The following is a 23522-nucleotide window of genomic DNA, read 5'->3' on the forward strand; positions in this document are numbered from 1 at the left end:
TATAATGAGATGATTTTAAGACTAAAAACAGATTTTTGAAAAATAAGTTAAGAAACGGTATCGCTTTAAGTTTGCTTCCTCAAATTCTTTTGGTAGGCTGGTTAGGTGGTAATCCGGAGATCGTAGAGACCTATTATAGTAATGGCATTTATCCTGTAATCAGTCAATTTTTTAGGATTCTCTTTGGGTGGGTTCCTTTTTCGGTAGGCGAAATTATGTATGTGCTACTTATTGTGCTCGGCATGAGATATCTCTATGTAAACCGATTGAAAATCAGACAATTTCCTTTTCAGTTTTTGCGGAATGTAGTGGTGGTGCTCTCAGTGTTTTACTTCACTTTTAATTTGGTTTGGGGTTTAAATTACTACCGAAAACCAATTGCCGAAAATTTTGCTATTCGGGATAGCGTACAAACCAGTGATGTTATTGATTTAGCTGAAAGATTGATTGTAAAAACAAACCAACTTCAGTTTGAACTCACTTCAGACAGTACAAAAAGAGTACAGGTACCGTATAGCCGCAAGGAAATCTTTGATAAAACCGTAGATGGTTATAAGCAGTTAGAAAAACAACTTCCGTTTTTAGAATATGACCATCGCAGTCTAAAGAAGTCTATGTTCAGTAAATTGGCCAGTTATATGGGCATTGGTGGTTATTTAAATCCGTTTACCAATGAAGCTCAGGTAAATGCGCTTACTCCGGAGTTTAGGTTTCCTGTGGTAAGTGGGCATGAGGTAGGACACCAGGTGGGGTATTCAAAAGAAAATGAAACTAATTTTATAGGGTATTTGGTGACTATTAAAAATGAAGACCATTATTTTCAGTATTCGGCTTCTGCTTATGCACTCAGTCATTGCTTGAGCGCCATAAGACGTACGGATAAGGAGAAATTTGATGAACTGTACGCCAAAGTAAATATTGGGGTACAAGAGAATTACAGGGAGCTTTATGAGCATAACCTAGAATTTGTCAATCCTTTTGAGCCCATTTTCAAGTCTATTTTCAGTACTTTTTTAAAAGCCAATCAGCAGAAAGACGGTATTAAGAGTTATGGTAAGATTGTAGAATTAATGGTGGGGTATCACGAGAAATATCCGCTTTAATTTAAATACATCAGTTTTGGTTTTCTTTTTCAGTTTGAATTAGAAAATACTTTTCCCATTATACTGTAGAAATTAATATCATATTCAGATAATTAGGCTTGTAAGTGTAACATTATTTCTTGGTCATAAACGTTTTAGTTATTTTTAAAAACAAGATTAGAAGACCATACGAAATGATGAAAAAACGATTGATTACAGCTGTTATCCTTTTTTATGGATTAACGGCATTTTCACAAGATTACTTTCCTACTAATGAAGGGGTAAAAGCAAAAAACACCAACTACACAGCTTTTACAAATGCTAAAATTTTTGTTACCCCAAATCAGGTTATACCTTCTGGAACACTTCTTATTCAAAATGGAAAAGTAGTTGAAGCAGGTAAAACAGTAAATATACCTAAGAACACGGTAGTAGTTGATTTAAATGGGAAATCTATATACCCTTCTTTTATTGATGTTTATTCGGGTTTTGGAATAGAAAAACCAGAGAAAGCAAAAGGCGAAGGTAGGTCTGCCGAATATGAACCATCTAGATCAGGTTATTATTGGAACGATCATATTATGCCTGAGAATGATGCAGTTACTAAATTTAACTACGATGATACGGTTGCTGAGACTTTGCGAAAAGTAGGTTTTGGTGTAGTAAATTCACATATTCATGATGGTATTGCCCGTGGCACCGGTGTATTGGTAGCATTAAACAGTACAGGTAATAATGCTGATCGTATACTAGATGATCGTTCGGGACAATACTTTTCCTTTAATAAGAGTATCGCAAAGAAACAATCGTACCCAAGTTCTTTAATGGGCTCTATGGCGCTCTTAAGGCAAATGTATCATGATGAAAAATGGTATGCACAAGGTAGTGTGGTAAGTAAAGATATGTCTCTAGAAGCGTTAACTCGTAATAAGAATTTAGTTCAGTTTTTTGAGGCAGGAGATAAAGGCAACGTTTTAAGAGCAGATGGTATAGGAGATGCTTTTGGGGTTCAATATGTAATTCTAGCAGGAGGAAATGAGTATGAACGAGTGGCAGATATAAAGGCTTCTAATGCGCAGTTAATTTTACCGTTGGATTTTCCAGAAGCTTATGATGTATCCGACTCATATGCTGCTGCATATGTTTCTTTAGGAGATATGCGTCATTGGAATCAAGCACCTGCAAATCCCAAAATATTGGCAGATAATGATATCTCGTTTTCTTTTACCCTGCACGACCTAAAATCTCCAGCAGAATTTAAAGAAAAAATAATGAGGGCTATAGCTTATGGATTGGATAAGACCACCGCTTTACAAGCTTTAACAACTGTACCTGCGCAGATTTTAGGTAAATCAGGCCAAGTTGGTTCACTGGTTAAGGGTAGTTATGCTAATTTTTTAATTGCTTCTGGGGATATTTTTGATAAGAACACTATTCTATATGAGAACTGGGTACAGGGCACTAAAAACGTTATTTCTGATATTTCTTTAGTGGATATTAGAGGAGAATACACTCTTTCTGTTGCCAGCGAAGAATTTAAAGTGTCAATTAAAGGTACTGTAGATAAGCCTAAAGTAACCGTTAAAAAAGATACGGTTACGTTAAAATCAAAATTGGCGTATTCAGATAATTGGTTAGAACTTTCATTTGTAGATGCCAAGAAGGCGGGTAGTTATAGAATGACAGGTTTTGTAGGGAAAACTAATACTAAATTGAATGGTAAAGCTGTACTTCCCACAGGGGATGAAACCACTTTTACTGCGGTTAAAGCAGCTCCTTTTAAAGAGAAGAAAAAAGATTCAAAACAGGTGTTACCAAAACTAGCAAATCTAACTTATCCTAATGTTGGGTATGGTTATGAGGCGATTCCAAAATCTGAAAACGTACTTTTTAAGAATGCAACGGTTTGGACAAGTGAAGAGGATGGTATTCTTGAAAACACGGATGTGCTAGTTAAAAACGGAAAAATTATAAAAGTAGGTCAAAATATATCTGCTAGTGGTGCCAAAGTGGTTGATGCTGCCGGTAAACATCTGACAGCAGGAATTATAGATGAGCATAGTCATATTGCTGCTTTAGCTGTTAACGAGTCAGGACAAAATTCATCGGCTGAGGTGAAAATGGAAGATGTGGTAGATAATGAGGATAAAGGTATTTACCATGCTTTGGCTGGTGGAGTTACCTCGCTACAATTATTGCATGGATCGGCAAACCCTATTGGTGGTCGTTCGGCAATTTTGAAATTAAAGTGGGGGGAAAGCGCTGAAAAGATGATTTATGACAATTCACCCAAATTCATAAAATTTGCGTTAGGAGAAAATGTAAAACAAAGCAACTGGGGTAGTTATAATCGTTTCCCACAGACTCGTATGGGTGTAGAACAGCTTTTTGAGAATTATTTTCAAAGAGCAAAAGAATATGAGATTACGAAAAAAAGCGGCGCAGCATACAGATATGATGAGGAAATGGAAACCCTTGTAGAAATAATGAACGGTGAGCGATTTATTAGCTGTCATAGTTATGTTCAGAGTGAAATTAATATGATGATGAAGGTGGCCGAAAAATTTGGTTTTAGGGTAAATACATTCACTCATATTTTAGAAGGGTATAAAGTGGCCGATAAAATGAAAGAACATGGTGCAGGAGCTGGTACGTTCAGTGATTGGTGGGCGTATAAATTTGAGGTAAATGACGCCATACCTTATAATGCGGCAATTATGCATGATCAAGGTATCACAGTTGCAATTAATAGCGATGATGCTGAAATGATTCGTAGGCTGAACCAAGAGGCTGCCAAGACTATTAAATACGGAGGAATGACGGAGTTGGAAGCTTGGAAAATGGTTACCATAAACCCGGCTAAATTATTGCATATTGACGATAGGACGGGAAGTATTAAGCAAGGAAAAGATGCTGATTTGGTTTTATGGAGCGGTAATCCTTTATCAATTTATGCCAAGGCCGAAAAGACTATGATCGATGGCGCTATTTATTTTGATATAGAGAAAGATAAAGAGTTACGCAATAAAGTAAGCAAGGAGAGAAATGAGTTAGTCAATCAGATGTTGGGCGAAAAAGAAAAAGGGAAGAAAACCCAAGAACCCAAACAAAGTAAAAAGCAGCTCATGCATTGTGATACACTTTCGGAATACGCAGAGATACATTAATAAAGTTTAAAAGGTATTAAATCAGTAATCGATGATAGTAAATAAAAAATATACAATAGCCATTTTGCTTGCTTATTTATTCATAGGTGTAGAAGCAAACGCTCAACAAACACCTGCACCAAAACAGAGCGTCGCCATTTCTATTGAAGGGGCAACTGCACACTTGGGAAATGGTGAGGTAATTGAAAATTCACTAATTATGTTCGAAGATGGCAAGCTATCTTTTGTTGGCAGTGCAATGTCTAGAATAGCAAGACGAGGAGAAAAAATAATAGGTAAGGGTAAACACATTTACCCTGGATTTATAGCCCCTAATACATCTCTTGGACTTATTGAGATAGATGCTGTAAGGGCATCAAAAGACCAAGATGAAATAGGGGAGATGATTCCCCACATTCGTAGTCTGGTTGCTTATAATGCGGAATCTAAGGTAGTAGAAAGTATGCGCCCCAATGGTGTGCTTTTGGGACAGATTACACCCCAAGGAGGACGAATTTCAGGTACATCATCAATTGTTCAGTTTGATGCTTGGAATTGGGAAGACGCTGCCATAAAAATAGATGATGCTATTCATTTACATTGGCCTACTACGTTTCGTAAAGGCAAATGGTGGAAAGGTGAAGATCGTGGCTACCAAGCTAACAAAAAGTATGGGGAAGAGGTTAAAGAAACACTTGTTTTTCTAAGAAATGCAGCCGTTTACGATTCTCTTGCAGTAACTAAAAATCCTGTTTTAAGCGCAATGTCAGGTCTTTTTACAGGTAAACAGAAGCTATTTGTTTATGCAGATGGTGAAAAGGAAATCATTGATGCCGTTACACAAATAAAAGCAACGGGAGTAAAAGAGATTGTATTGGTAGGTGGGCATCATGCACATAAAGTAATCCCATTTCTAAAAGAAAATGATATCTCCGTTTTGGTACGTGCTACTCATAATCTACCTGTTTTTGATGAAGATGATTACGATTTGCCGTATAAGTTACCTAATCTTTTAGTGGATGGAGGGTTATTAGTAGGACTTCAAAATGGTACAGCCTCAAACTTTCAGATACGTAATCTGCCATTTTATGCAGGTCAAACGGTATCTCAAGGAATGGAAGTTGAAAAGGCGTTAGAATTGATAACTGGTAATACGGCAAAAATACTTGGGATTGACGATAATTATGGCACTTTGGCATTAGGGAAGAGCGCAACTCTTTTTGTATCAGAAGGAGATGCACTTGATATGAAGGGTAATAGATTAATGAATGCTTTTATTGATGGTAGGGAAATTTCTTTAGAAACCCATCAAACAGAACTATGGAAGCGGTATGAGGGAAAATACGAAGTAAAATAAGCGTATTGATGGTTTGTATAGATTACTTTACCCAGCTTCGGTATAATCAAAAACCATTCCTTGTAAAATTTCATTATCACCTTGAGGAACGCGAATAAAGCCATCTGCAAGCGCTAAACTGACTAAATCACCAGAGCCATTACCTTTTATAGTTTTAGCAATTAGCTTGCCTTGATGCCAATGACAGGTAACTTGAACAAACAGGGTAAGCGAAGGGTGAGGTTGTATGGGTTCGTCTAAAATAACAGACGGATTTTTAGTTTCTGTACCGAGCGATTTTTTCAACCATGGTAAAAAATACACATGGTAGTTTGCAAAAGTAGAAACAGGGTTTCCGGGAAAGGAAAATATAACTTTTTGTTTCTCTTTCTGTACTCCAAACCAGAAAGGTTTTCCGGGGCGTTGTGCCACGCGGTGAAAAACTTTCTCAATGCCAAGATTATGAAGAGCATCGGGAATAAAATCGAACTTTCCTTTAGATACGCCACCACTAAGCATCAGTACATCGTATTTTAAAATAGCTTTTTCAAGTTCCTTTTCTATAATAGACTTGTCATCCGCTATATGCAAAAGGGTAGGTGTAATTTTTACTTTTTTGAGGGCAGATGCAAGTGAAAGGGAGTTGGATTTTCGAATCTGATGGGGTAGCGGGGTTTCTTGTATTTCTACAAGTTCGTTTCCGGTGGAGACCACACAAATTTTAGGAAGTGTTTTAACTAAAACATCCTTTTTTCCAACAGAAGCCAATACGCCAATAACCGCAGCAGTAATTTCTGTTCCTTTCTTAAGAAGGATAGCACCTTTTTGTTCGTCAGTACCCTGGCGATGTATATTTTGACCTTTTTTAGGAGTTTTTGTAATCGAAGCCCAACCATCCTTAATTGCGGTTTCTTCATACATAACAATGGTATCAGCCTGTTCAGGAAGCACGGCACCTGTCATAATCTCAAGGCAATTATGGTCCGTGGAAAGTTTTTGCTGAGGCATGCCTGCACTAAGGACACCCTCTACTTTAAAACGGGTAATCCCTTTTTCAATGGCCGAAAAAGCAATGACAATACCATCTTTGGTAGAACGATTAAACGGCGGAAAATCCCTATCAGCTTTAATATCTTCACTTAGGATTCTCCCGGTACTTTTCAAAAGTGTTACGGTTTCATCTCCAAAGTCCAACGTATGTTCCAATACGTGTTCAAAAGCATTTTCAAAGGTTATCATCCTATAATCTGATATTTAGATAAAGCAATCGTAAAACGAAATACTATCCTTTTGCTTTCTTTTTGTTCCATAACCAACTTCCCACAAAATAAGCAACCAGGGCTATTAGGAAGTATTTAAAATAAGAAACGGGTTCTCCAGAACCATTTACGGTTGTAAAAATACGATCCCATCTAGGTCTCCAGCTAAAAATACCGTCGTTGAAATTATCAACACTCAACCAGATAAATATAGGCGTACCTACAATATGGTTCTCCGGTACATAACCCCAAGCTCTACTATCTTCAGAGTGATCACGGTTATCACCCATCATCCAGTAGTAATCTTGCTTAAATGTGTATGAATCAGCTATTTCTCCATTAATTTTTATCTGGTTACCAGAAACACTAAGGGTATTGCCTTCATACTCTCTTATTATCTTTTTATAAAGTGGTAGAACCTTTAAATTCAATGCCACCGTAGCACCTTTTTCAGGAATATATATAGGCCCCATTTGGTCGTAATTCCATGGGTAATCCTTGCTTTGTGGGAATATGTTTCCGCCAGCAACACCTTTTTTATCCACAATTCTTACGATAGAATCCAAGGAGGATTCCTTTTTCAATTGTTCCACCATTTCATCTGTTAATGGAGCAATGCGCTCAAGACCGGTTTCTTCCGCTAATGAAATAGCGTTTTTTCGTGCCACTTCAACAGGAATTCCTCTTTCATTAGTATATACCTCTAATTTACCGTCATCACGTTGTCTGTAGCCTTTAACATACTTCTGTATGCCATTTAGTTGTTGTTGGTTCAGTGAATTTATAATATATTTTCTAGTCCAACCTGTTGCGTCTACTTTTTCTAATAATGTAGAAGAAACACCCTTGCTAGAATATAATGTATAGTCATATTGCGGTTTGGCTCTATCGGAAAGTTGTAATTGCTTTCCGTTGATAAATACATAACCATCTATAACAGCTAATGAATCTCCCGGAATACCAACACAGCGTTTTACGTAATTAGATTTTTTATCGATAGGCTTTATGACTCCTTTTTCTCTTTTGAAAAACTGACGGACTGTATCTGCAGGCCAACTGAAGACTACAATGTCATTCCGGTCTACTTTGGTGAAACCTGGTAACCTAAAATATGGCAATTGAGGTTTAGTTAAATATGATTTTGTACCTATAACTGGTAATGTATCGTGAACCATAGGAGCTGCAACCGTGGTCATTGGGGTTCTTGCTCCATAATTGAACTTACTCACGAACAAAAGATCACCAACACGTAACGTACGTTCTAACGATGGTGTTGGAATTACGTAAGGTTGAATGAAATAAGTATGAACAAGGGTTGCAGCGATAACTGCAAAGGCAATTGAGCTTACCCATTCGCCAGTTGCTGTTTGTGGCTGAAGGCTTCTGTCTTCAATATATTTTACGTCTAAAGCATAATTTACATAGAAGATGTAAAAACCAAACGTAAGTACAACTAACCAAGTATCTGCTGTGCTATTGCGCCCAAAACTACGTATGGTTTCAATCCACACAATAGGAAACATCAATAGGTTAATTATAGGAATGAACAATAATACTGTCCACCATTTTGGTCTATTGATAATTTGCATTAAAACGATAGCATTGTATACTGGTATAGCTGCTTCCCAAGCTTTTCTACCTGCTTTTACGTATAGTTTCCAGGTTCCTGCAAAATGGATAATCTGAATAACCAGAATAAAAAGTAACCACTGTGTTGCGTCCATTTGTGTATTTTTTAATTGCAGCTAAGGAATTTTTAAATGACTGAATTCCTGAGACTCTATTGCAAGTAAGCTTAATTTTTATTCAATTATTGTATGTCTTAACCAAGGTTTAACACATCTTTCATGGTGAAAACACCTGTTTTGCCCACAATCCACTCGGCAGCAATAACAGCACCAAGGGCAAAACCTTCTCTATTGTGTGCCGTATGCTTTATTTCTATGGAATCTACCTCACTACTGTAATCTATACTGTGTGTTCCTGGAGTGGTGCCAATCCTTTTTGATACAATGGGAATTTCACCTGCCGGAGCATTTTCAAGTTTCCAAGCACTATAATTGGTGTTTTTAATAATTCCTTCGGCTAAAGTAATGGCGGTTCCACTAGGCTCATCCAATTTTTGTGTATGATGAATTTCTTCCATAGACACCTTATATTGGTCTAAATTCTTCATCATCTTGGCTAAATATTCATTGAGTTCAAAAAATACATTTACTCCCAAACTAAAATTAGAAGCATAAATAAACGCACCTTTGTTTTCTTTACACAAGGCTACTGCTTCGTCATATTTATCTAGCCATCCTGTTGTTCCCGAGATTACCGGAACACCATGTTCAAAACATTTCGTAAGGTTACCGTAAGCCGCACTTGGCATACTAAAATCAATAGCGACATCCATTTCTGAAAAATCAATATCAACCGTGTCAACATCTACTTTTGCTACAATGGTGTGATTTCTGCTTAGGGCGACTTGTTCAATCATCTTACCCATTTTACCGTACCCGAATAGTGCTATTTTCAATTTGTATAATTATTTCGATCACTGACTTAAAGACAGTTGTTTGTATTTAAAATTTTATTATAAGTGCCATACCATAACTCGGGTTATTGGTCACTGGGTCTAAATCTAAAAAAGGTTCCATGTCAAAGCTAAGGTCGTCATCCACATTAAATTGTTTTAAATGTGCATCTACATTGGCGTCCACAATATTTAGAGCGTAAAGTGCAATGGAGACTAGTAAGAGTAAATCTCGTTGGCTTTGAAAATTTTCTTGTTCGTTCTGTAGATCATCATCTCCTAAAATATCGTAGAATTCATCATCGGTAAAACCAGCTTGTCTTCTTTTAAAGGCGGTTCGTACACGTTGGTATTGGTTATTATTCCAAGTGTAGCCATAAACAGCAGCTCCTATGGCACCGTATACAATGGGGACTTTCCAATATCGTTTATTGTAAATCTGGCCTAGACCAGGGAAAACAGCTGAATAAAAGGCAGCTTTACTAGGGGCTAGCGGATTTATAACAACTTTCTGTTTTACCAGTGTATCCACTACAATAAGACCCTCTTCTGCTAAATTTGTCTGAAGTGAGTCTACCTCTTTATCTTCCACCGTTTCTTTTTGAGCAGCAACGGTTAAGGTGAAAAGGGAAATAAAAATAAGGGTTAGCAAGGATTTACTCACCTAGGATCAATTTTTTGATTCGATTGAATTCTTCCTGAGAATGAAAAGGAATAGTTATTTTTCCATTTCCTTTTTCGCTGGCAGAAATATCTACTTTAACAGAAAGGTGATCAGTGAACGGCTTAATGTTTCCTTGAACAAATTCTGGAGCTTTTGAAGCCTTTTTTGCAGGTTTTTCCGGAGCAGCACCTTCATGATAGGCTTTTACGGCGCGCTCTGTTTCGCGAACAGAAAGGTTCTGACCTATGATTTTTTCGTATAAGGCTATCTGATCTCCCTTTTTTTCTATGTTTACCAACGCACGGCCATGTCCCATGCTTAAAAAACCATCCCTAATACCTGTCTGAATAATAGGGTCTAGGCGTAAAAGACGTAAGTAATTGGTAATCGTAGAGCGTTTTTTACCCACACGATCACTTAATTTTTCTTGGGTCAATTGAATTTCATCAAGTAACCTCTGGTATGAAATAGCAATTTCTATAGGGTCTAAGTCTTGACGTTGAATATTCTCCACCAAGGCCATTTCCAACGATTCTTGATCATCGGCAATACGTATATATGCTGGGATAGTGGTAAGACCTGCCAATTTTGAAGCTCGGCATCTTCTTTCACCAGAAACCAACTGGTATTTATTGAAATCTAATTTTCTAACCGTAATAGGTTGTATAACACCTAATTGACCTATTGAGGTTGCTAGTTCCTTAAGCGTCTCGTCATTAAAATTTGAACGAGGCTGAAAAGGATTCATTTCAATAGCCTCAATATCCAATTCTACGATATTACCAACAACTTTGTCAGCATTCTTGTCTGCTGCAGATTGGATATCATTTTCTGGATCTTTCAATAGAGCGGAGAGTCCACGACCTAGTGCTTGTTTTTTTGTTGCTTTCGCCATTAAGCTATCTCTTTATTTTTCTTGACGACTTCATTGGCCAGATTCAGGTAATTAGTTGCGCCTTTACTGCTTGCGTCATATTTTATGATACTTTCTCCGTAACTAGGAGCTTCGCTCAATCGTACATTACGCTGAATTATCGTATCAAAAACCATATCTGAAAAATGCTTACGCACTTCTTCTACTACCTGGTTTGAAAGTCTTAAACGCGAATCGTACATGGTTAATAACATGCCTTCAATATCTAAGTTGGCATTGTGTATTTTCTGAACACTTTTAATGGTGTTCAAAAGTTTTCCAAGGCCTTCTAAAGCAAAATATTCACATTGTATAGGAATGATAACAGAGTCTGCGGCGGTAAGAGCATTCAAAGTAAGTAAGCCCAAAGAAGGTGCGCAATCAATTAAAATATAATCATAACTGTCCCTAAGGTCAGAAATGGCCTGCTTCATCATGTACTCCCGTTGATCCTTATCTACCAATTCTATTTCAATGGCAACCAAGTCAATATGTGCGGGAATAAGGTCTAAATTGGGAGAGTCTGTACTTATAATAGCATCTCTAGCACTTATGGTGTGCTCAAGAAGCTGATATGTACCGTATTCTACAGTTTCTACATCAATGCCCAAACCAGATGTGGCATTCGCCTGCGGGTCTGCATCTATTAGCAATACCTTCTTCTCTAAAACACCTAGAGAGGCTGCTAGATTAACTGCAGTAGTAGTTTTACCTACTCCTCCCTTTTGATTCGCAATAGCAATAATCTTGCCCATTATTAGTTTGAGTTAGGGGGTAAAAATACAATTATTTACCATGCAATTAAAACCATTTTGTTAACACAAAGTGAATAAGTATGACCTTTTACGTTAAAGTTAGTTAACTGTAGGGGGCTTTTGGCTAGATATATGGTTTTGGAGTTGGGTTTCAATATGAAAAACTTGAAACTTATGGTAATTGCCTATTTAAAGGTTTAAATTGATTTAAATACTGATATTAAGTGCTGAGGTATGATTAAGTATCTTATATTTAATTATTTACAACTATTTCGTAAATGATTAATTCAGTGTAAAGATAATCTTATTTTGACTTTTAAAACTTAAATTAATAGAAGACAGGCTCTCTTTTCAAAATTACTTTTGCCATTGTCGCAACCGGAAGAGGCCAATTTTGAAGCGATTTTTATTTCACCTTTATTCTTTAATGTTCATGCTATCCTCATACTCTATAAGGTAAATTTCTTCATCCTTTTTTTTAAGAAAATATTGCTCTCGCGCAAATTTTTCTAACTCTTCTGGGTCCGATAATTTTTTTAGGATTTTTTTGTCGTTAGCAATCTCATCCTTTAAAAACTCCTGTTGCTTTTCGAGTTTTTGAATTTCCTTTTTCAGTTCTAGATGAATCAATAGGGAGTTAGTATCAAAAAATAGCATCCATATTACAAAAACGGTTAGGACCAATACGTACATATTGGTAAGGATGTTAAACCATTTTTTCTTTTTCAAATCTTTAAATCCCATTTTTACTATGCTAGTTTCTCGTTGATGATTGTACGTACAATATCAACTGCAACTGTGTTATATTTATTGTTTGGGATAATTATATCTGCGTATTCTTTGCTAGGTTCTATAAACTGAAGATGCATGGGTTTAATGTTAGACTGGTATTTATCTAGTGTTTCGTCTAGGTTCCAACCACGTTCATTAACATCTCTTTTTAATCTTCTAATTAATCTTTCGTCCGAATCTGCATGAACAAAAATTTTGATGTCCATCATTTTACGCAAAAGAGAGTTGGTCAAAATAAGAATGCCTTCTACAATGAGAACTTTTGTAGGGTGTACGGGAACGGTTTTGTCTGTGCGGTTACATTCAAGAAAAGAATACACCGGTTGTTTGATCGAGTGACCTTCTTTTAAACGCTTTAGGTGTTTTTCAAGCAAAGCAAAATCAATAGATTGCGGATGGTCAAAATTGGTTTTTCTCCTTTCCTCCAGAGGCATTTCGGAGAGGTCATTATAATAAGAATCTTGCGAAATTACTCCAACTTCACCTTCTGGCAGCGAGTCTATAATCTGGTTTACAACTGTTGTTTTGCCACAACCTGTGCCACCCGCTATTCCAATTATCAGCATGCTATTTAAATTTTTGTCAAAAATACATATTTGTGAATCAATTACGCGTTTATAGCTAAAAGGAACTTTTTGTAATACGCTTTCCTAAGCTAATACTTACTTTTGTACTATGCAGAATGATAATGTAAGCCCGAATTTTGAATTTATAGCGTTAATGGCTTCTTTAATGTCTATTGTAGCCTTAGCCATAGATGCCTTATTACCTGCGCTTTCGCATATAGGAATTACTATTAATAGCTTAGATCCCTTGGAAAATCAGCTGTTGATAACAATGATTTTTTTAGGTCTTGGTGTTGGACAGTTGTTTTTTGGTCCGTTGTCGGATAGTTATGGTCGGAAACCTGTGGTTTATATTGGTTTCTCCATTTTTGCTATTGCAAGCGTTATTTGTGTATTGGCACCTTCATTGGAGGTTATGATTGTAGGACGTATTTTACAAGGTATTGGCCTTTCTGCACCCCGTACCATTGCCATTGCTATTATTAGAGATACCTATAAGGGCGATTATATGGCTAAAATTATGTCATTCGTTACCGCCTTCTTTATTTTGGTTCCCGTAGTAGCGCCAGCCATTGGAAAGTGGATTATGGATGCTTTTGGATGGGAATATATATTCTACGTTCAGTTGTTCTTTGCACTGGTGGTTAGTATTTGGTTCTGGAAACGCCAACCTGAAACTTTAAAATCTCAGTTTAAAATACCTTTCTCAATAGCTGTTTTCATAAACGGTTCCAAAGAGTTTTTTAGACACCGTGAAACGGTTGCTTTTACTTTTGCTTCTGGATTTGTTACAGGTGCATTTTTGGTATACTTAAGTTCATCTCAGCATGTTTTTGAAGACCAATATGATATGGCGCAAAATTTTCCGTACATATTTGCCGGTCTTGCTTGTTCTGTTGGCTTGTCTACTTTTTTAAACGGTACTATGGTATTGCATTTTGGTATGCGTAAATTGGCCGTTACGGCTATGGGCGCATTTTGTGTTATCGCATTATCCTACGTAGTACTCTTTTGGGGGAAACCGAATCCAAGTATGCCTATTTTAGTGATATTCTTGTTTGTCCAGTTTTTGTGCTTGGGTTTTCTTTGGGGAAATTTCAGGTCTATAGCAATGGAGCCTATAGGTCATATTGCCGGAATTGGAGCAGCCATAAATGGTTTTATTTCTACCCTTCTTTCTGTACCGATAGCTAATTATATAGGTGGGCACGTACAAGAAACAGTTTGGCCTATGTTTGTAGGTCTTGCCGTATGCGGATTACTTGCTTTGACTACGATACTAATGGTAACCAAAGGAAAAGTTTTTGCTATTGCTGAGCGGAGTGGGCTTTAGCAACCCAGTGGAACTTATAAAATATATTGGCAAAAGATGAGGTGAGACCCATCTTTTGCCAGCTTTTTTATCACTCTAAAGCACATTTTCAATAATCTCTTTAACCACTTCTGGATTTAATAGTGTACTTGTGTCTCCCAAGTTAGAAGTGTCGTTTGATGCTATTTTTCTAAGGATACGTCTCATGATTTTTCCGCTACGTGTTTTTGGTAAACCGGAAACAAACTGAATCTTATCTAATTTAGCAATAGGCCCTATATGCTCAGTAATCTGTTGATTGATTTCTTTACGTAGATTATCTCGATCTCTGGTTTCTCCAAATTCCTTTAGAATGACATAGCCGTAAAGGGCATTTCCTTTTACTTCATGAGGGAAACCAACAATGGCACTTTCAGCTACTGCTGGATGCTCATTAATTGAATCTTCAATTGGTGCGGTTCCCAAATTATGTCCCGAAACAATAATAACGTCATCTACGCGTCCTGTAATTCTGTAGTATCCTACAGCATCTCGTAAAGCGCCATCTCCCGTAAAGTACATGTCTTTATACGCGGTAAAGTAAGTGTCTCTATATCGTTCATGATTGCCCCAGATGGTTCTAGCGATAGAGGGCCATGGAAATTTGATACACAACCTTCCTGATACTTGATTGCCTTTTAGCTCATTTCCTACTTCATCCATCAAAGCGGGTTGTATTCCAATAAATGGCAGGGTCGCATATGTAGGCGCAGTAGGGGTAACGTATGGGATTGGGGTAATCATAATACCACCCGTTTCTGTTTGCCACCACGTATCTACAATAGGACTGTTATTTTTACCAACATTATTATTGTACCAATGCCAAGCTTCTTCGTTAATTGGCTCACCTACCGAACCTAGTACTTTCAGTGATGAAAGGTCATGCTTTTCTACAAATTCTAAATTCTCTTTGGCTAAGGCACGAATTGCCGTTGGTGCAGTATAGAATTGATTCACTTTGTGTTTTTCTACAACCTCCCAAAACCGACCATAATCTGGGTAAGAAGGGACACCCTCAAACATAACGGTTGTTGCTCCGTTTGCCAATGGTCCATAAACAATGTATGAATGTCCGGTTATCCAACCAATATCCGCAGTACACCAATAGACGTCTTCTTCTCTGTATTGAAATACGTTTTTAAAAGTATAAGCAGAATACACCATATAGCCTCCGGTGGTATGCACCATTCCCTTTGGTGTTCCAGTAGAGCCTGAGGTGTAAAGAATGAACAATGGATCTTCTGCATCCATTATTTCGGCTACACAGTCTGCATAAGCTTCATTAAGTAAAGGTTGTAACCATTTGTCACGCCCTTCTTCCATATGAATATCACTGTTTATGCGTTTGGCTACCAATACATTTTTAACTCCGGGACAATCCTCAAGAGCCTTGTCTACAATACCTTTAAGGTCTATGGATTTTGAACCACGAAAGGAGCCATCTGAGGTAAGTACTATTTTACAATCGGAATCATTTATACGGGTAGCTAAAGCATTGGATGAAAAACCGGCGAAAACAACGGAATGTATCGCACCAATTCTAGCACAAGCCAAAAGTGAAACGGCAAGTTCTGGAATCATAGGAAGGTAAATACAAACACGATCTCCCTTTTTAACGCCGTGGTCTTTTAGAACGTTTGCCATGCGGCAAACCCTTTCGTGTAGTTCTCTATAAGTGATGTGGAGCGCTTCTTCATTTGGGTCATTTGGCTCAAATATAATGGCTGTTTTATCCCCTCGGGTAGGGAGATGTCTGTCAAGACAGTTATCCGTAATATTAAGTTTTGCACCCTCAAACCATTTAATTTCAGGCTTAGAAAAATCCCAACTTAATACGTTGTTCCATTTTTTACGCCAGACAAAATGTTCTTCCGCTATTTCTTCCCAAAAAGCTTCAGGGTTCCTAACGGATTTTCTATATACTTGGTAGTATTCTTCTAGGTGTTTGATGTGGTAATTACTCATTGTGTCTCGATTGTTTTAATTGATATGGTGTAGAAACCCTTCAAAATCACATAAAATAGAGAGGTATTCTATGTTTTTTTATCAGCAAAGGGAGGCGTGTTTTTCTTTTTTACATTTGCGGAAACGTACAGTATGGTGTTAAAAATAATAATTTTTCACTCTAATAATGTTAGCTGATTTTAACTAGGTAAAAATAAAACTCCGCTAGACGAGTCTCTTTTAGCGCCGGTTACAGAGCATAAAACATTCGTTTTTTTCTCTATTCTTAAAACGCCCATTAAAGCAAATACCAATGCTTCTTTAAATTCTAAAAGTTGTTTGGAAGGGACCACTACTTTTACGGCATCACCTAGTTTTTGTTGAAGCGTCTCTACAAGAAAGTCATTTAGAGCGCCACCACCAGTAACAAATAAGGTGCTTCCAGATTTTTTCCTATTTGCTTTTATTTGGATAGCTACTTGTTCGCAGACATGATAAATACTGGTGCATAACAGATTTTCCATACTGTCTTCTGTGCTATCAACAATTGGAACCACCTTGTCTACAAACCATTCATACCCGATTGATTTAGGAAAGGGAAGTTTATAAAACTCCAATCCGTTGAGTTTTTCAAGCATGTTGGTATTTATATTACCGTTTTTTGCCAGATTTCCTCCTGCGTCATAATCTAGGTCATTTTTTCTAGTAATATGGTTTAGAATCATGTTGGCTAGCCCAATATCGTAGGCAATGCGGCTACCATTGTATTCAAATGAGATATTACTGATACCTCCCAAATTCAAACAGTAATCATATTTATTGAAAAATAATCGGTCACCAATAGGAACAAGAGGAGCTCCTTGACCACCAAGCGCCACATCATTGGTTCTAAAATCACATACTACTTTTTGTTTGCTGGCATTGGCCAAATGTTGACCGTTCCCTATCTGAAAGGTCAAGCCGTTTTCTGGTTGGTGATGTGTGGTATGCCCGTGACTAGAGATATAGTCTACTTCTAAGCCGTGATCATTAATAAACAAATCACACTGTTCGCCTAGCCATGTTCCGTAGCTATTGTGAAGCTTTAAAAGCGCATCGGCAGGTAAATAAATGGCATCTTTTAATTGGGTTTGCATTTCTGTGGAATAGGAAACACTTTTGGTTTTTTTGATGCCAAATTGCCACGTATGGCCCTCTTGCCAAATGGTACAATATGAAAGGTCCAGGCCATCTAATGACGTGCCTGACATGAGACCCAGAATTTTATATGTTTTCATAGTTTTAAACGGTTATTGGTAGTTTGCCCCGTGCTTCTAAATTACCTAAAAAATGATTTGCTGCGACTTCTTGAAATGATTTTTGATTTTGATATGCAACCACAACAGCTTTTGCATTTTCTATATTGATGTGATTAAGCACGTATGGATTTCCGAAGATGTAAAGAATTACATTTTTTGTGTTGATAAGTCTATTTATTAGAACAAGTTCTTCTTCAGTAAAACCGAAGTTATTGGTGGGCTTTACTTGGGGAGGGAAAAGTGCTAAAAGTATATTTTTAGTAACCTTATCTATTTCATTAGTTTTACTTATTAAAGTGAATTTTTTGTATTTACAAATCGATTTAAAAAATTGATTGTCAGTGTTTAATGAGATTGAAAGGCTTTTGAATTCAGTTTCTTTGAATGTGGCAATTATCTCTTTGGTTCCTTTAATCAATGAAAGACTTTGCTCTGCTATTTTACTGTTTAGCTCATAAGGATTAGTTAAGTCAGAAGTTACATTTTTCGAGGTTGATATTGCCTTTGTTTTTAGCTTCCAAATTCGGTTGAAACTATTTTCTATCGCTGTTTCTGTGGCATTTTTTAAGATGGTTTCAATTCCTTCTTTTATGTGCTCGGCAAAACAAAGTACATCGTTTCCGGCATCAAAAGCTAGCCATTCTAAATCCCCTTTTGTAGGAAAGTTTTTGGAAACTGCATGCATATTTAATGCATCAGAAATTACAACACCATCGTATCCCATTTCTGTTCTAAGAACCCCTTTAATAATATCTTTTGAAATGCTTGAAGGCGTGTCTTTTCCATTAGCCAGAGCAGGAACTGATAAATGCCCCGCCATAACCGAATCTATTCCTTCTAGAATAAGTTTTTGAAAGGGGTACAGTTCGTTGTTTACTAAATCTTCTTTTGTCTTATTTATTAAGGGTAGACCTAAATGTGAATCCGTTGCGGTATCTCCGTGTCCCGGAAAATGTTTAATGCTAGTTAGTATGCCTTCTGAGCTGGTCCCATTAATATAGGCTAAGGCTTTTTGGGTGACTTTAATTTTATCTTCTCCAAAAGAGCGGTACCCGATAACAGGGTTATTAGGATTGTTGTTGATGTCTACGCAAGGAGCAAGATTCCAGTGTATTCCCGCAGCTTTGCAGTCTTTTGCAATGTTTTTCCCTACCTCATAAATCAAGTTTTCTGAATTTTTTGGAATGGCGCCTAGGGTTATGGCATAAGGGTATTGCGGCGTTTTTTCAATTCGCATGGCCAATCCCCATTCGGCATCAATTGCAATCAGTAAGGGGTATTTAGCAGCTTTTTGATAACGGATGATTAGGTTTTGCAAGGTTTCAAAACTCTTCTCATTGGAGACTATTTTTTTCTTTCCTTCAAAATTGGTTGCGGCACTTGCTCTGCTATGGAAAAAGCATAATGAGCCAATATGATGTTCTTTAATGAGTTTTTCTAACTGTTGAATTTCCTCTTCGGTATCGTTTATAAAAGCTGCGGGCATGAATAACTGACCTACTTTCTCGGCTAAATTCAGCGTTTCTGTGGCTTTGCTGTATGGTAATATATTAGGCATCTAATTTGGTCGATTTTTTCCCGAAATCTGCGGGGTATTTTATGAAATTCACTAAAAATAAAGCAGGAAGAGCTGCAATTACGACCCAAACAAAGAATCCGCCGTAACCCAGCCATTGTTGCATATAGCCACTAACCATACCCGGAAGCATCATTCCTAAAGCCATAAAGCCAGTTGCGATAGCATAGTGAGAGGTTTTTGACTTTCCTTCAGAAATATAGATGAGGTACATTAAGAAGGCGGCAAACCCAAAACCATAACCGAATTTTTCTAAAATTACTGTGCCTGTAACAGCATACACACTGGTTGTTTTGGTCATGGCTAAAATAGCATAAAGGACATTCGGAAGATTTAAGGAAATAACCATAGGAAGCATCCATTTCTTAAGTCCATCTTTTGATATTAAAATACCTCCTAAAATGCCTCCAATGGAAAGAAAAATAACGCCTGCCGTACCAAAAATTGTTCCCAGTTGTTCTGTAGAATAGCCTAAACCTCCCTTGTCTGGAGCGTCCAAGAGAAAAGGTGCTGCCATTTTCACCAATTGTGATTCCCCTAGACGGTAGGTTAGAATAAAAGCCAATGCAATACCAATTCCCGGTTTCTTAAAAAAGGAAGCGAACACTTCAAAAAAACCAGTTGGTTTGTCTTTGGTAACGTTTAATGAAGACTCATATTTGGGAGCTGCAAAAAAGTTTGAAACTGTAAGTGCTAGCATAAGAAAAGCTGCTGCGGTCATGGTAATACTCCATGCTTTTGAGTTGTCTCCGTATTTGTTTTCCAGAAATCCGGCCATAACAACAATAAGTCCCTCGCCAGTAACCATGGCCAATCGGTAAAATGTACTGCGCATACCCACAAAAAACGATTGTTTTTTCTCGGTGAGACCCAACATATAATAACCGTCTGAAGCAATGTCGTTGGTGGCAGAAGCAAACGCGGCCATCCAAAAACAGGCTAGGGTAGTGGTTAAAAATAAGCTAGTAGGGATAGTAAGGGCAACACCGAAAAGTGCCAATGCAATTAGTAGCTGCATGGATAAAAACCATTTTCGTTTTGTGCTTTTAAGGTCCACAAACGGACTCCATAACGGTTTTAAAACCCATGGCAAATACAAAAGGCTAGTGTATAAGCCAATGTCTTCATTGCTAACACCTAATTGTTTGTACATGATAACGGATACACTTACGACTAAAACGTATGGCAATCCTTGGGTAAAATATAAAATGGGTACCCAAACCCATGCTCCTTTGTCTTTTTCTATCATGAAGTTAAATGTGTAGCTTGAAGTTCAAAAGTGGTTTAAAGCTACTATTTTTTGTGGGTATTTTGGATAGCATACTTATCAAAGTGTAATGTTCTTATAAACAACGCCACTTATTCTATCTTTTAAAGATTAAAAAATAGTAAAAGGCCTGTTAGCTAGAAGCAACAGGCCTTTTATAATTTATTTTTTAAAACTAAAATTTGTACCGTACAAAAGCTTCCATCGCCGCATAATGAGAAAGGCCCAGTGCACGATATCTTTCTGCCGTATTTTTGTTACGTTCTTCGGCACGCATCCAAAACTCTCTGGAATCATCACCTTGAAACATAACCCCATCTTTTTGAGATTGGTGACAGAAAATGGCGTAACGTTTTTTAAGAACCTGACTAGGGCTCATAGGTACGGCCATTTCAATTTCATCTACATCCCATTCGTGCCAAGCACCTCTATAAAGCCAAACCCAACAATCATCCATATAAGGTTCTGCTTTTAATCTATCTAGTGACTCAAAAATAGCATCAAGACATACTTTGTGTGTTCCATGAGGATCCGCTAAATCTCCTGCAGCATATATTTGGTGAGGTTTTATCTCTGTAATTATAGATTGTACAATTTCAATATCTTTTTCCGAAAGATTATTTTTCTTAATGGTTCCCGTTTCATAAAAAGGAAGATCTAAAAAGTGGACATGAGAATCTTCTAACCCTAAGTAACGTACTGCTGCATAGGATTCTCCTCGTCTAATATTTCCTTTCAACTTTCTTACTTCAAGAGAATCAAAACTACTATCGCTTTTATCCTCAATGGAATCTATTATTTTCTGAGACTCATCTGATGGTCCTATTCGTTTTGATATTTCTGCATAGCGAAGTGCATCGGTATCCGACACGGCAATATTTCCGGAGGTTTGGTATACGACGTGAACTTCATGGCCTTGCTCTATCAATCTATCAAAAGTCCCACCCATTGAAATTACGTCATCATCTGGATGTGGGCTAAAAATAATAACTCGTTTTCTAGCTGGTTCTGCACGCTCAGGGCGGCTAGAATCATCGGCATTTGGTTTTCCACCAGGCCATCCGGTAATCGTATGCTGTAACTTATTAAACATTTTTATGTTTAAGTCGTAAGAGTCTTCCGTTGTCAATAAACCGGACATACCATTATCATTATAATCTTTGTCTGTTAGGCTAAGGATAGATTTTTTAGTTTCATCACAAAGCCAAACAATAGCTTTAGAAGTTAAGCTCTCCGTCCATTCTAATGATTCATCTACTAACCATGGCGTTTTATTTCGGGTAAGTTGGCTACCTGCGCCAGTATCCAAAACGAACGTACAGTTTTTATGGTTCTGTAAATAGGTTGCGGGAACTTGTGGGGATATCTCGCCTTCAATCGTCTTTTTAATAATGTTGGCCTTGTTCTCCCCCCATCCTAAAAGCACTATTCTCTTAGCGCTCATAACTGTTGCAATACCCATGGTTATTGCTTTTCTAGGCACATTATCAATCCCTAAAAATGCAGGCGCTGCATCAACCAAGGTAATGTGGTCTAGGGTGATAACCCGTGTACCAGAATTGTAGTGCGATCCAGGTTCGTTAAAACCAACGTGGCCTGTACGTCCAATACCTAGTAGTTGAAAGTCTAAACCTCCGTTTTTCTTGATTTTTTCATCATAAGCAATGCAGTAATCAATTACTTTGTCACTTGAAATCGTCCCGTCAGGAACATGAATATTTTCAGGAGCTATGTCCACATGATTAAAAAGGTGCTCGTGCATAAAATACCAGTAACTCTGACGATTATCCTTTTCCATAGGAAGGTACTCATCTAAGTTAAAGGTAACTACGTTGTGAAAACTTAGTTCTTCTTCTTTATGCATTCTTACCAATTCTTCGTAAACTCTAATAGGCGAAGAACCTGTGGCAAGACCTAAAACACAATTTTTATTGGCATCTTGTTTTTTTCTAATAAGCGCCGCAATTTCTTCGGCCACTTTTATAGAAGCTTGATTTGAATCGGCAAAAATTACATTATGAATTTTTTCAAAACGGGTTTCTTCAAATTGTCCAACAGGTTTGTACCTGATATTTGCACCATTTTTTTCTAAAATTGTTTTCATAGAAGCTGCTCTTTTGTGTTTGTTGTGTGTCGTAATAACCATGCAAATATATGCAAAACAAAATGTATTTGCTGTTTTTTGCTTTTTTATAATGCTGTTTTATGCATTTTTAATGATTGTTTAACTTTAAGTTAGTATAAAACGGCAATTCTCAATTTTTGCTATCTTTGTTGAGAATATAATTTAAAATGCAATGTTAAAAGAAGAACGGCATCAGACAATTCTAAGTCAAGTTGAGATACACAACCGGATTTTATTAACTGATGTAGCCGAAAATCTAGATGTTTCTATTGATACCATAAGGCGTGATGTTAAGGAGCTGGATGCCGAGAATAAGTTACGCCGTGTACACGGTGGAGCAATATCATTAGGTTTTACCACCAATAGTGCTAAGAATAGTAATATTTATAGGCAAAAGGATAAGTTAATAATTGCTGAAAAAGCTTTAGGGCTTTTAAAAGATGGAAGCGTAATTTTCATAGATGGAGGTACTACATGTATGGAGCTGGCGCATTTAATACCGTCTAATTTAAATTTGACCTGTTTTACCCATAGCCTTCCTGTTGCTATGGCGCTGCTAACAAAGCCAAATGTAACCGTTATTATGGTAGGTGGACAAGTTTCTACAGATTCGCAAACGACCATTGGGGCTAATGCAATTCATAATTTAGCAGAGATAAGGGTAGACTTCAGCTTTATAGGTACGGGATATGTAGATTCCAACTATGGGCTTACAGAATTTGATTGGGATATTGTACAGGTGAAAAAAGCAGTAATTAAATGCTCGAAAAAAACGGTACTTTTGTCCATCTCTGAGAAATTGAATTCGCAGCATCGCTATAAAACATGCGATATCAATGCAATTAATACGCTTATTACCGAGTTAAAGCCAGAGGACGATCTTTTAAGCTCATTTAGAAACCACGACATTAGAATTTTATAAGCATT

18 protein-coding genes are annotated in these 23522 nt (G+C 37.2%); 5 read left to right on the forward strand and 13 right to left on the reverse strand.

Annotation, left to right across the window (positions count from 1 at the left end; translation table 11 throughout):
• Positions 1–35 precede the first annotated feature (35 nt).
• The 3 genes from IWB64_RS13660 (at position 36) to IWB64_RS13670 (ending at position 5585) form a co-directional block, all read left to right on the forward strand.
• Entirely contained in the window at positions 36–1103 is a 1068-nt protein-coding gene (locus IWB64_RS13660; RefSeq protein ID WP_194534522.1) for a DUF3810 domain-containing protein, read from the forward strand.
• Between the two features lie 176 nt (positions 1104–1279).
• The gene (locus IWB64_RS13665; protein ID WP_194535901.1) at positions 1280–4249 is read left to right on the forward strand and encodes an amidohydrolase family protein; all 2970 of its coding nucleotides are present in this window, start codon (positions 1280–1282) and stop codon (positions 4247–4249) included.
• A 31-nt stretch (positions 4250–4280) separates the two neighbouring features.
• Complete coding sequence (locus IWB64_RS13670) at positions 4281–5585, forward strand: amidohydrolase family protein (protein ID WP_194534523.1); 1305 nt, start codon at positions 4281–4283, stop codon at positions 5583–5585.
• A gap of 27 nt (positions 5586–5612) precedes the next feature.
• On the opposite strand, the gene IWB64_RS13675 is transcribed toward IWB64_RS13670, so the two are convergent.
• The 8 genes from IWB64_RS13675 to udk form a co-directional block, all read right to left on the reverse strand.
• Positions 5613–6803, reverse strand: coding sequence for a molybdopterin molybdotransferase MoeA (locus tag IWB64_RS13675; protein ID WP_194534524.1), 1191 nt, complete (start codon positions 6801–6803; stop codon positions 5613–5615).
• 43 nt (positions 6804–6846) lie between these two features.
• Complete coding sequence (gene lepB / locus IWB64_RS13680; protein ID WP_194534525.1) at positions 6847–8547, reverse strand: signal peptidase I; 1701 nt, start codon at positions 8545–8547, stop codon at positions 6847–6849.
• A 98-nt stretch (positions 8548–8645) separates the two neighbouring features.
• Complete coding sequence (gene dapB / locus IWB64_RS13685; protein WP_194534526.1) at positions 8646–9347, reverse strand: 4-hydroxy-tetrahydrodipicolinate reductase; 702 nt, start codon at positions 9345–9347, stop codon at positions 8646–8648.
• A 46-nt stretch (positions 9348–9393) separates the two neighbouring features.
• Positions 9394–10008: a DUF5683 domain-containing protein gene (locus tag IWB64_RS13690; RefSeq protein WP_317171978.1), complete on the reverse strand. Its 615-nt coding sequence runs from the start codon at positions 10006–10008 to the stop codon at positions 9394–9396.
• Positions 10001–10903 (reverse strand): ParB/RepB/Spo0J family partition protein, encoded by a 903-nt coding sequence (locus IWB64_RS13695; RefSeq protein WP_194534527.1) that lies wholly within the window; start codon positions 10901–10903, stop codon positions 10001–10003. Before IWB64_RS13695 ends, IWB64_RS13690 begins: the two co-directional genes overlap by 8 nt.
• Entirely contained in the window at positions 10903–11676 is a 774-nt protein-coding gene (locus IWB64_RS13700) for a ParA family protein (RefSeq protein WP_194534528.1), read from the reverse strand. The genes IWB64_RS13695 and IWB64_RS13700 overlap by 1 nt, the downstream gene beginning before the upstream one ends.
• Positions 11677–12093: 417 nt before the next feature.
• Positions 12094–12420, reverse strand: coding sequence for an FtsB family cell division protein (locus tag IWB64_RS13705; protein ID WP_194534529.1), 327 nt, complete (start codon positions 12418–12420; stop codon positions 12094–12096).
• 5 nt (positions 12421–12425) lie between these two features.
• On the reverse strand, positions 12426–13034 hold the full coding sequence (udk, locus tag IWB64_RS13710) for a uridine kinase (protein WP_194534530.1): 609 nt from the start codon (positions 13032–13034) through the stop codon (positions 12426–12428).
• 109 nt (positions 13035–13143) lie between these two features.
• Here udk and IWB64_RS13715 point away from each other — a divergent pair, with 109 nt between their 5' ends.
• Positions 13144–14367: a multidrug effflux MFS transporter gene (locus tag IWB64_RS13715; RefSeq protein ID WP_194534531.1), complete on the forward strand. Its 1224-nt coding sequence runs from the start codon at positions 13144–13146 to the stop codon at positions 14365–14367.
• Positions 14368–14442: 75 nt separating this feature from the next.
• On the opposite strand, the gene acs is transcribed toward IWB64_RS13715, so the two are convergent.
• The 5 genes from acs to nagB form a co-directional block, all read right to left on the reverse strand.
• Positions 14443–16350 (reverse strand): acetate--CoA ligase, encoded by a 1908-nt coding sequence (acs, locus tag IWB64_RS13720; protein WP_194534532.1) that lies wholly within the window; start codon positions 16348–16350, stop codon positions 14443–14445.
• Between the two features lie 179 nt (positions 16351–16529).
• Positions 16530–17606, reverse strand: coding sequence for an anhydro-N-acetylmuramic acid kinase (locus IWB64_RS13725; RefSeq protein ID WP_194534533.1), 1077 nt, complete (start codon positions 17604–17606; stop codon positions 16530–16532).
• A gap of 4 nt (positions 17607–17610) precedes the next feature.
• Entirely contained in the window at positions 17611–19185 is a 1575-nt protein-coding gene (locus tag IWB64_RS13730; protein ID WP_194534534.1) for a glycoside hydrolase family 3 protein, read from the reverse strand.
• Positions 19178–20452: an MFS transporter gene (locus IWB64_RS13735; protein WP_194534535.1), complete on the reverse strand. Its 1275-nt coding sequence runs from the start codon at positions 20450–20452 to the stop codon at positions 19178–19180. The genes IWB64_RS13730 and IWB64_RS13735 overlap by 8 nt, the downstream gene beginning before the upstream one ends.
• Before the next feature lie 193 nt (positions 20453–20645).
• Positions 20646–22574 carry a glucosamine-6-phosphate deaminase gene (nagB, locus tag IWB64_RS13740; protein ID WP_194534536.1) on the reverse strand — a complete coding sequence of 643 codons (1929 nt, stop codon included), beginning with the start codon at positions 22572–22574 and terminating at the stop codon, positions 20646–20648.
• Between the two features lie 193 nt (positions 22575–22767).
• Between nagB and IWB64_RS13745 the strand changes: the two genes are divergently transcribed.
• Positions 22768–23517 (forward strand): DeoR/GlpR family DNA-binding transcription regulator, encoded by a 750-nt coding sequence (locus IWB64_RS13745; RefSeq protein ID WP_194534537.1) that lies wholly within the window; start codon positions 22768–22770, stop codon positions 23515–23517.
• Positions 23518–23522 lie beyond the last annotated feature (5 nt).

Origin of the sequence: Zobellia nedashkovskayae (assembly GCF_015330125.1) — a bacterium.
Lineage (GTDB): Bacteria > Bacteroidota > Bacteroidia > Flavobacteriales > Flavobacteriaceae > Zobellia > Zobellia nedashkovskayae.

Excerpts from the sequence above, each read along its gene's own strand:
- IWB64_RS13665 (WP_194535901.1), top strand. The coding sequence starts at position 1,280 with ATGAAAAAACGATTGATTACAGCTGTTATCCTTTTTTATGGATTAACG.
- IWB64_RS13670 (WP_194534523.1), top strand. The coding sequence starts at position 4,281 with ATGATAGTAAATAAAAAATATACAATAGCCATTTTGCTTGCTTATTTA.
- IWB64_RS13675 (WP_194534524.1), bottom strand. The coding sequence starts at position 6,803 with ATGATAACCTTTGAAAATGCTTTTGAACACGTATTGGAACATACGTTG.
- lepB (WP_194534525.1), bottom strand. The coding sequence starts at position 8,547 with ATGGACGCAACACAGTGGTTACTTTTTATTCTGGTTATTCAGATTATC.
- IWB64_RS13695 (WP_194534527.1), bottom strand. The coding sequence starts at position 10,903 with ATGGCGAAAGCAACAAAAAAACAAGCACTAGGTCGTGGACTCTCCGCT.
- IWB64_RS13700 (WP_194534528.1), bottom strand. The coding sequence starts at position 11,676 with ATGGGCAAGATTATTGCTATTGCGAATCAAAAGGGAGGAGTAGGTAAA.
- IWB64_RS13705 (WP_194534529.1), bottom strand. The coding sequence starts at position 12,420 with ATGGGATTTAAAGATTTGAAAAAGAAAAAATGGTTTAACATCCTTACC.
- udk (WP_194534530.1), bottom strand. The coding sequence starts at position 13,034 with ATGCTGATAATTGGAATAGCGGGTGGCACAGGTTGTGGCAAAACAACA.
- IWB64_RS13715 (WP_194534531.1), top strand. The coding sequence starts at position 13,144 with ATGCAGAATGATAATGTAAGCCCGAATTTTGAATTTATAGCGTTAATG.
- acs (WP_194534532.1), bottom strand. The coding sequence starts at position 16,350 with ATGAGTAATTACCACATCAAACACCTAGAAGAATACTACCAAGTATAT.
- IWB64_RS13725 (WP_194534533.1), bottom strand. The coding sequence starts at position 17,606 with ATGAAAACATATAAAATTCTGGGTCTCATGTCAGGCACGTCATTAGAT.
- IWB64_RS13730 (WP_194534534.1), bottom strand. The coding sequence starts at position 19,185 with ATGCCTAATATATTACCATACAGCAAAGCCACAGAAACGCTGAATTTA.
- IWB64_RS13735 (WP_194534535.1), bottom strand. The coding sequence starts at position 20,452 with ATGATAGAAAAAGACAAAGGAGCATGGGTTTGGGTACCCATTTTATAT.
- nagB (WP_194534536.1), bottom strand. The coding sequence starts at position 22,574 with ATGAAAACAATTTTAGAAAAAAATGGTGCAAATATCAGGTACAAACCT.
- IWB64_RS13745 (WP_194534537.1), top strand. The coding sequence starts at position 22,768 with ATGTTAAAAGAAGAACGGCATCAGACAATTCTAAGTCAAGTTGAGATA.